The sequence below is a fragment of the uncultured Sphingomonas sp. genome, assembly GCF_964237335.1.
Classification (GTDB): Bacteria; Pseudomonadota; Alphaproteobacteria; order Sphingomonadales; family Sphingomonadaceae; genus Sphingomonas.
In genome coordinates this window covers 169213-175683 of the sequence record NZ_CAXSHM010000001.1, presented here as the reverse complement: position 1 = coordinate 175683, position 6471 = coordinate 169213, and the positions used below count along the sequence as shown (strand labels likewise).

Genomic DNA, 6471 nt, shown 5'->3' with positions numbered 1-6471 from the left:
CCACCAGCACGCTTGCGGGATTGCCCCATATGAGGTTGGCGGTGCGCTTGCCGCGGCGCAGGTCCGATCCGTCGACCACGTCGTCGTGCAGCAGTGTCGCCGTGTGGATGAACTCGACGGCGGCGGCGAGCCGGTGGTGGCGGGTGCCCGTATAGCCCAGCGCCCGCGCGCTCGCGAGCGTCAGCATCGGCCGCATCCGCTTGCCGCCGCCCGCGATCAGATGCCCAGCAAGCTCCGGGATCAGCGGGATGTCGGACTGCATGCGGTCGAGGATGACCGCGTTGACCTGGTTCAAGTCGCCGGCGACCAGCCTGAGCATCGGCTCCAGCGAGGGCGGGCGATCGCCGGTCAGGCGGTGGAGCGTCGCGGTCATCGTACGCGCGATGTGGCGTCAAGCGACGGCAAAGGCAAGGCTGGGGTGGCGGCGCGCTTGCCCGCCGAGACGCCTTGCCCCTATCCCGGGCCGTACCGAAACGAAGGAACGGGCGATGCCGGACGACGTGTTGCAGGGCTATCGTCGCAGCATCGACAATATCGACGCGGCGCTGATCCACCTGCTCGCCGAGCGCTTCAAGGTGACGCAGGCGGTGGGGCGCCACAAGGCGACGGCCGGGCTGCCCGCCGCCGATCCCGGCCGGGAGGAGGCGCAGATCGCACGGCTGCGGCGGCTGGCCGAGGAGGCGGACCTCGACCCCGAGTTCAGCGAGAAGTTCCTGCGCTTCATCATCGACGAGGTGATCCGCCATCACGAGCGGCTGCGCGGCTGACGCCGCCGCGGGGGAGCGGCTGCGCGGATAGGAGCGGGCAGCCAGGCGTTGGACGCGGATCATCAGGAGCCGTCCATGACCGATGCGTCACCGCTTCCCGCCCAGCAGCGCGCCGTGCTCCTGCCCCGCTTCGGCGGTCCCGAGGTGCTGGAGATCGCGCGGCGGCCCTGGCCGCAGCCGGTCGACGACGAGGTGCTGGTCCGCGTCAGTGCGGCCAGCGTCAATCCGGTGGACCTCAACACACGACGCGGCGCATTCCCGATGGTGACGGCCGAAATGCTGCCGATCGTGCTGGGTCGCGACCTCGCCGGCACGATCGAGCTGGTCGGCACCCGCGCGCACGACATGCTGAGCCATGGCGACAGGGTGTTCGCCCACATCGGCTTCGATCGTGGCGCGCAGGCCGAGTATGTCGTCGTCAAGGCCGTCGAGCTGGTGGCGATGCCCAACGGGCTGAACTTCGTCGAGGCGGCGGCGGTGCCGCTAGCGGCGATCACGGCATGGCAGGGGTTGTTCGACCAGGGCGGGTTGACGGCCGGGCAGCGCGTGCTGATCCACGGCGCTGCGGGCGGCGTCGGCCATCTCGCGGTGCAGATCGCCAAGGCGCGCGGCGCGACCGTGCTGGCGACGGCGTCGGCCGGCGATCTGGCGTTCGTGCGTGGGCTCGGCGCCGACGTGGCGATCGACTACAAGGGCCAGCCGTTCGAGGAACTGGTCGGCGAGGTAGACCTGGTGCTCGGCCTGGTCGGCGGCGACACGCAGACGCGATCGGTGGCGGTGGTGAAGCCCGGCGGCATGCTGGTGTCGACGGTGGACCTGTCCGACGAGACGACGGCGGCGGCAAAGACGCGCGGCGTGCGTGTGCCCGGGCGCTGGCATGCCGAGCCCAATGCGGCACAGTTGGGCGAGATTGCTGACCTGATCTCGGCCGGCAAGATCAGGCCGGTGGTGGCCGAGACCTTCCCGCTGGACCAGGTAAAGGCCGCGCACGAGCGCCAGGGACGCGGGCAGGTGCGCGGCAAGATCGTGCTGACGGTCGACTGAGGACAGTCGACCGCCGGCACGAGGATCGGATCACTCCGCGGTCGCGGCCTCGGCGTTCGCCTTGCGACGGCCGCGCGGCTTGGGGGCGGCGGCCTCTTCGGCCTGGGGTGCAGGTGCGGGGCGGCGCTCGCCCGGCTTGCGACCAAGGCCGATCTTCTTGGCCATCTCGCGCCGATGCGTCGAATAGCTTTCGGCGACCATCGGATAGTCGGCCTTGAGGTTGTAGCGCGCGCGGTACTCGTCGGGCGTCATGCCGTTGGACGACAGGTGGCGGCGCAGCGTCTTGTACGACTTGCCGTCGATCATCGAGATGATGTGATCCTTGGACGCCAAGGATTTGCGCACCGATACCGCCGGCGTATGCTCGACGGGCGCCTCAGCGGCAGGTTCTTCGGGAACGGCCGTGCTCGCGCTCAAGGCATTCACCGCATCATGCATGCGGGCCAGGAAGGTGGGGACTTCTTCGGCGCTCGCACGCGTGTTCGCGTTGGACAGCCATGCGATAGTGAGCTCGGTCGCGAGCTCGACGGGATTATAGTCAAGAGTTTCGTCGGACACCAATATTCTCCTTGGGATGCTGCCCAAGTAGCGATCGGGCGTCTAGCGTCAACAGCGCACGCTGTATTTCCGCGGTTCTTTCAGGTCCGATGACAAAATTAAACATTGGTCATCCAACGATAACGGTTCGTCGGCGAAGGAACTGGCCGATCCGGGAGACGGCGATCCTATGGCTTACGCTTCGCCGGCGCGGGCAAGGCAGCTTTCACGGCCGGCAGCATATGGCCGACGATGATCGCCACGCCGCGAGCATTGGGATGCATGCCGTCCGCCTGGATCAGATCGCGTCGCGCGACGATCCCGTCGTAGAAGAACGGATAGAAGGCGAGATGATGCGCGCGGGCGAGCAGAGGAAACAACGCGTCGAACCTGCGCCGATAGTCCGGCCCAAGATTAGCCGACGCGCGCATCCCGGTCAGCAGCACGCGGATGTGCCGGCGGTCGAACTCCGTCAGGATCGCATCGAGCGCGTGCGATGCCTGTTCGGGCGGCAGGCCGCGCAGCATGTCGTTCGCGCCCAGCTCGACGATCACCAGGTCGGGCGCGCGCGGCAGGCCACGCAAGCCCCAGCGCAGACGGGCGAGCCCCTGCCGCGTCGTGTCGCCCGACACGCCGCCGTTGCGCACGGTCGCGGGCACGCCGGCGCGGCGCAGCGCGGCCTGGAGCTGGACGGTGAAGCCCTGCGCGGGCGGCAGGCCGTAGCCTTCCGTCAGACTGTCGCCGAACGCCCAGATCAGCGGGCCCGCGGCAGCCGGCGCTGCGGGAGGCGCCGCCGTCAGCACTGCGGAGAACAACGCGCCATGGACAAGCGCCGCCGCCCGCCCGTATCGCCATGCCGGTGACCGCCATCCCATCCGCCGCCGATAGCGCACCTGCCCCCGGCGCCCAAATCGTCGCCCACATTATCGCTCCCGTGATCGACGCGCGCGGCCTGACGCTCTCGCTCGGCCCGTCGGGCACGGCGACGCCGATCCTGCGCGGCATCGACCTGTCGGTGGGGCCGGGCGAGAGCGTGGCGCTGCTCGGGCCGTCCGGGTCGGGCAAGTCGTCGCTGATGGCGGTGCTCGCGGGACTCGAGCGGCCGAGCGGCGGCAGCGTGCTGGTGGCGGGGCTGGACGTCGCGCGGCTGAGCGAGGACGCGCTGGCGGTCGCGCGGCGCGGACGGATCGGGATCGTGCTCCAGGCCTTCCACCTGCTGCCGACGATGACCGCGCTGGAGAATGTCGCGGTGCCGCTGGAGCTGGCGGGCGAACCGGACGCGTTCGCGCGGGCGGAGCGCGAACTGGCGGTCGTCGGCCTCGGCCATCGCCTGACGCATTACCCCGCGCAGCTGTCGGGCGGCGAGCAGCAGCGGGTGGCGATCGCCCGCGCGCTGGTGTCTGAGCCCGCCTTGCTGTTCGCCGACGAGCCGACCGGCAACCTCGACGCCGCGACCGGCACGCAGATCATGAACCTGATCTTCGAGCGGCAGCGCAGCGCGGGCGCGACGCTGTTCCTCATCACCCATGACGCGCGGCTGGCGGCGCGGTGCGGGCGGGTGGTGGAGCTGGCCGATGGACGGATCGTCGCCGACCGGCGCCAGGCCTGATGCCGGTCGCGCTACGGCTTGCGCTGCGCGATCTCAGGCGCGGCGGCAGGGGCCTGTGGCTGCTTGCGCTGTGCCTGTTCCTGGGCGTCGCCGGGCTGGCCGGGATCGGCAGCTTCTCCGCCGCGCTGCTCGCCGGGCTCGCGGGACAGGCGCGCGCGACCTTGGGCGGCGACCTTGAGATGCGCGTGTCGCAGCGGCAGGCCAGCGTCGCCGAACGCGCGGCCTTCGCCGCCGCCGCCGTCGGCGGGCGCGTGTCGGAGACCGTGCGGATGCGCGGGATGGCGGACCCGTCGAACGGCGCGGCTCCCGCCCTGGTCGATCTGCGCGGGGTCGACGGGCGCTGGCCGATGGTGGGCCGGGCGGCACTGGCGGCGGGCGCGCTCGCGAACCGGCCGCATGGGCTCGAGGCGGTGATCGCACCGGCGCTGGCGGAGCGGCTGGGCGTCCGGGTCGGCGACGCACTGCGGATCGGCGACGCGCGGCTGCGGATCGTCGGACTGCTGACGCAGGAGCCCGACGTGCTCGGCGAGGGCTTCCGGCTCGGGCCACCGGTGCTGGTCGACTTGGCCGGGCTCGACGCGACCGGGCTGGTGCAGCCGGGCAGCCTGTACGACGCGCGCTATCGCCTGCTGTTGCCGCCGGGCACCGACGCGCATGCGACCGGCGCGCGGCTGGCAGCGGCGTTCCCCAGCGCGGGCTGGTCGTCGCGCACCGTGGACGAGGCGGCAGCGCCGTTGCGTCGCGGGATCGACGAGCTCGGCCAGTTCCTGCTGCTCGTCGGCCTGGCCGCGCTCGCCATCGCCGGGGTGGGCGTCGGCAGCGGGGTCAGCGCCTGGGCGGCGGACAAGACCGGCGCGATCGCGACGCTGAAGGTGCTGGGCGCGCGCTCGGGCATGATCGCGGCGATCTATGGCGGCGAGCTGGCGCTGGTGGCAGCCGGCGCGAGCGTCGCCGGGCTGGCGGTGGGCGCGGCCGTGCCGTGGATCGTCGCGCGGGTGGCGGGCGCGGCGCTGCCCGTCGCGCCGCGGCTGGCGATCTACCCTGCGCCGCTGGCGGTCGCGGCGGCACTGGGCCTGATGGTGGCGGCGCTGTTCGCGCTGGCGCCGCTGGCGCGCGCAAGGGCCGTACCGGCGGCGACGCTGCTGCGCGGCGCGCTGGCGGGGGCGCGGCGACCGGGGCGGGGCGTCGTGCTGGGCGCGCTGCTGCTGGCGGCGGGGATCGTCGCGCTGGCGGTGCTGACCGCGTCGGACCGCCGGCTCGCGGGCGGGTTCGTGGTGGCGACCGCGGTGCTGGTGCTCGGGCTGTGGCTGGTTGGCGTCGGGCTGAGGGCGCTGCTGACGCGTCTGCCCAGGCCGCGCCGCCCGCTCGCGCGGCTGGCGCTCGCCAACCTCCACCGGCCGGGCGCGCCGACCGAGCGGCTGGTGGTGGCGCTGGGGCTGGGCTTCTCGCTGTTCGTCGCGCTGGCGGCGATCGACACGAGCCTGGGCAGCGAGCTGGCGAGCGCCGCGCCCGCCAAGGCGCCACGTTTCTTCGCCGCGGACCTCCAGCCGGAGGACGAGGCATCGTTTCGGACCGCCGTCACCCGCGCCACGGGAGGACGCGCGCGGATCGAGGCGGTGCCGAGCTTGCGCGGCGCGATCGTGGCGCTGAAGGGCGTGCGGATCGAGGACATGACGCACCCGCCCGAAAGCTGGGTGCTGCGCGGCGACCGCACGATCACCTGGTCGGGTGTCGTGCCGCCGCGCAACCGGGTGGTCGCCGGGCGCTGGTGGCCGGCGGACTATCGCGGGCCGCCGCTCGTCTCGATCGATGCGAAGACCGCCGTCACGCTGGGGCTGAAACTGGGCGATACGATCACGATCGCGGTGCTGGGCGTCGACGTGCCCGCGCGCATCGCCGCGCTGCGCGAGGTCGATTGGGGCGGCCTCGGCCTCAACTTCGCGATCGTGTTCTCGCCCGGCTACATCGAGGAGGCACCGCACAGCCTGGTCGCCAGCGTCTATGCGCCCGCCGCCGACGACGGCGCGATCGCGCGCGACGTCGCGCGTGCGCTGCCGGCGCTGACGATGGTGCGCGTGGGCGACGTCATCGGCCAATTGGGCGAAGTCATCGCCCGCGTCATCGTCGCGGTGCGCTCGGCCGCGGCCGTGACGGTGGCGGCGGGCATCGCGGTGCTGATCGGCGCGGTCGCCGCCTCCGCGCGCGCGCGGCGCTACGATGCGGTGATCCTGAAGCTGCTCGGCGCCACCAAGGCTCAGGTGCTGGGCGCGCAGGCGATCGAGTACGCGCTGCTCGCCGCGCTGCTGGCGCTCGTCGCGCTCGGCGTGGGCGGCGGGGCGGGGTGGTATGTCGTCACCCATGTCTTCGCGCTCGCCTGGGCACCCGATTGGGGAGTCGTGGGTTTGACGCTCGCGGTCGCGGTGCTGGCGACGCTGGGGATCGGCGTCCTCGGCAGCCTGCCCGCGTTGCGCGCGCGCCCGGCGGCCGCGCTTCGTTCGGAATAGGAGTCTGCCA

General features: G+C 72.5%; 6 protein-coding genes and 1 pseudogene (1 of these 7 only partly in view). 4 read left to right on the top strand and 3 right to left on the bottom strand.

Features of this window, described 5'->3' with window-relative positions; all coding sequences use genetic code 11:
- Positions 1-373, bottom strand: a pseudogene (locus ACFE65_RS00830) (polyprenyl synthetase family protein) (it extends 642 nt beyond the left edge of the window).
- Positions 374-488: 115 nt separating this feature from the next.
- Here ACFE65_RS00830 and ACFE65_RS00825 point away from each other — a divergent pair.
- Both ACFE65_RS00825 and ACFE65_RS00820 read left to right on the top strand, forming a co-directional pair.
- Entirely contained in the window at positions 489-767 is a 279-nt protein-coding gene (locus tag ACFE65_RS00825; RefSeq protein ID WP_375380425.1) for a chorismate mutase, read from the top strand.
- 75 nt (positions 768-842) lie between these two features.
- Positions 843-1811, top strand: coding sequence for an NADP-dependent oxidoreductase (locus ACFE65_RS00820; protein ID WP_375380424.1), 969 nt, complete (start codon positions 843-845; stop codon positions 1809-1811).
- 30 nt (positions 1812-1841) lie between these two features.
- On the opposite strand, the gene ACFE65_RS00815 is transcribed toward ACFE65_RS00820, so the two are convergent.
- Both ACFE65_RS00815 and ACFE65_RS00810 read right to left on the bottom strand, forming a co-directional pair.
- Positions 1842-2369 carry a MucR family transcriptional regulator gene (locus ACFE65_RS00815; RefSeq protein WP_375380423.1) on the bottom strand — a complete coding sequence of 176 codons (528 nt, stop codon included), beginning with the start codon at positions 2367-2369 and terminating at the stop codon, positions 1842-1844.
- Between the two features lie 167 nt (positions 2370-2536).
- On the bottom strand, positions 2537-3223 hold the full coding sequence (locus tag ACFE65_RS00810; protein ID WP_375380422.1) for an arylesterase: 687 nt from the start codon (positions 3221-3223) through the stop codon (positions 2537-2539).
- 59 nt (positions 3224-3282) lie between these two features.
- On the opposite strand from ACFE65_RS00810, the gene ACFE65_RS00805 reads away from it, so the two are divergent.
- A complete protein-coding gene (locus tag ACFE65_RS00805) occupies positions 3283-3957 on the top strand; it encodes an ABC transporter ATP-binding protein (RefSeq protein WP_375380421.1) in 675 nt (224 codons plus the stop codon).
- Complete coding sequence (locus tag ACFE65_RS00800; protein WP_375380420.1) at positions 3957-6461, top strand: ABC transporter permease; 2505 nt, start codon at positions 3957-3959, stop codon at positions 6459-6461. Before ACFE65_RS00805 ends, ACFE65_RS00800 begins: the two co-directional genes overlap by 1 nt.
- Positions 6462-6471: the final 10 nt, after the last annotated feature.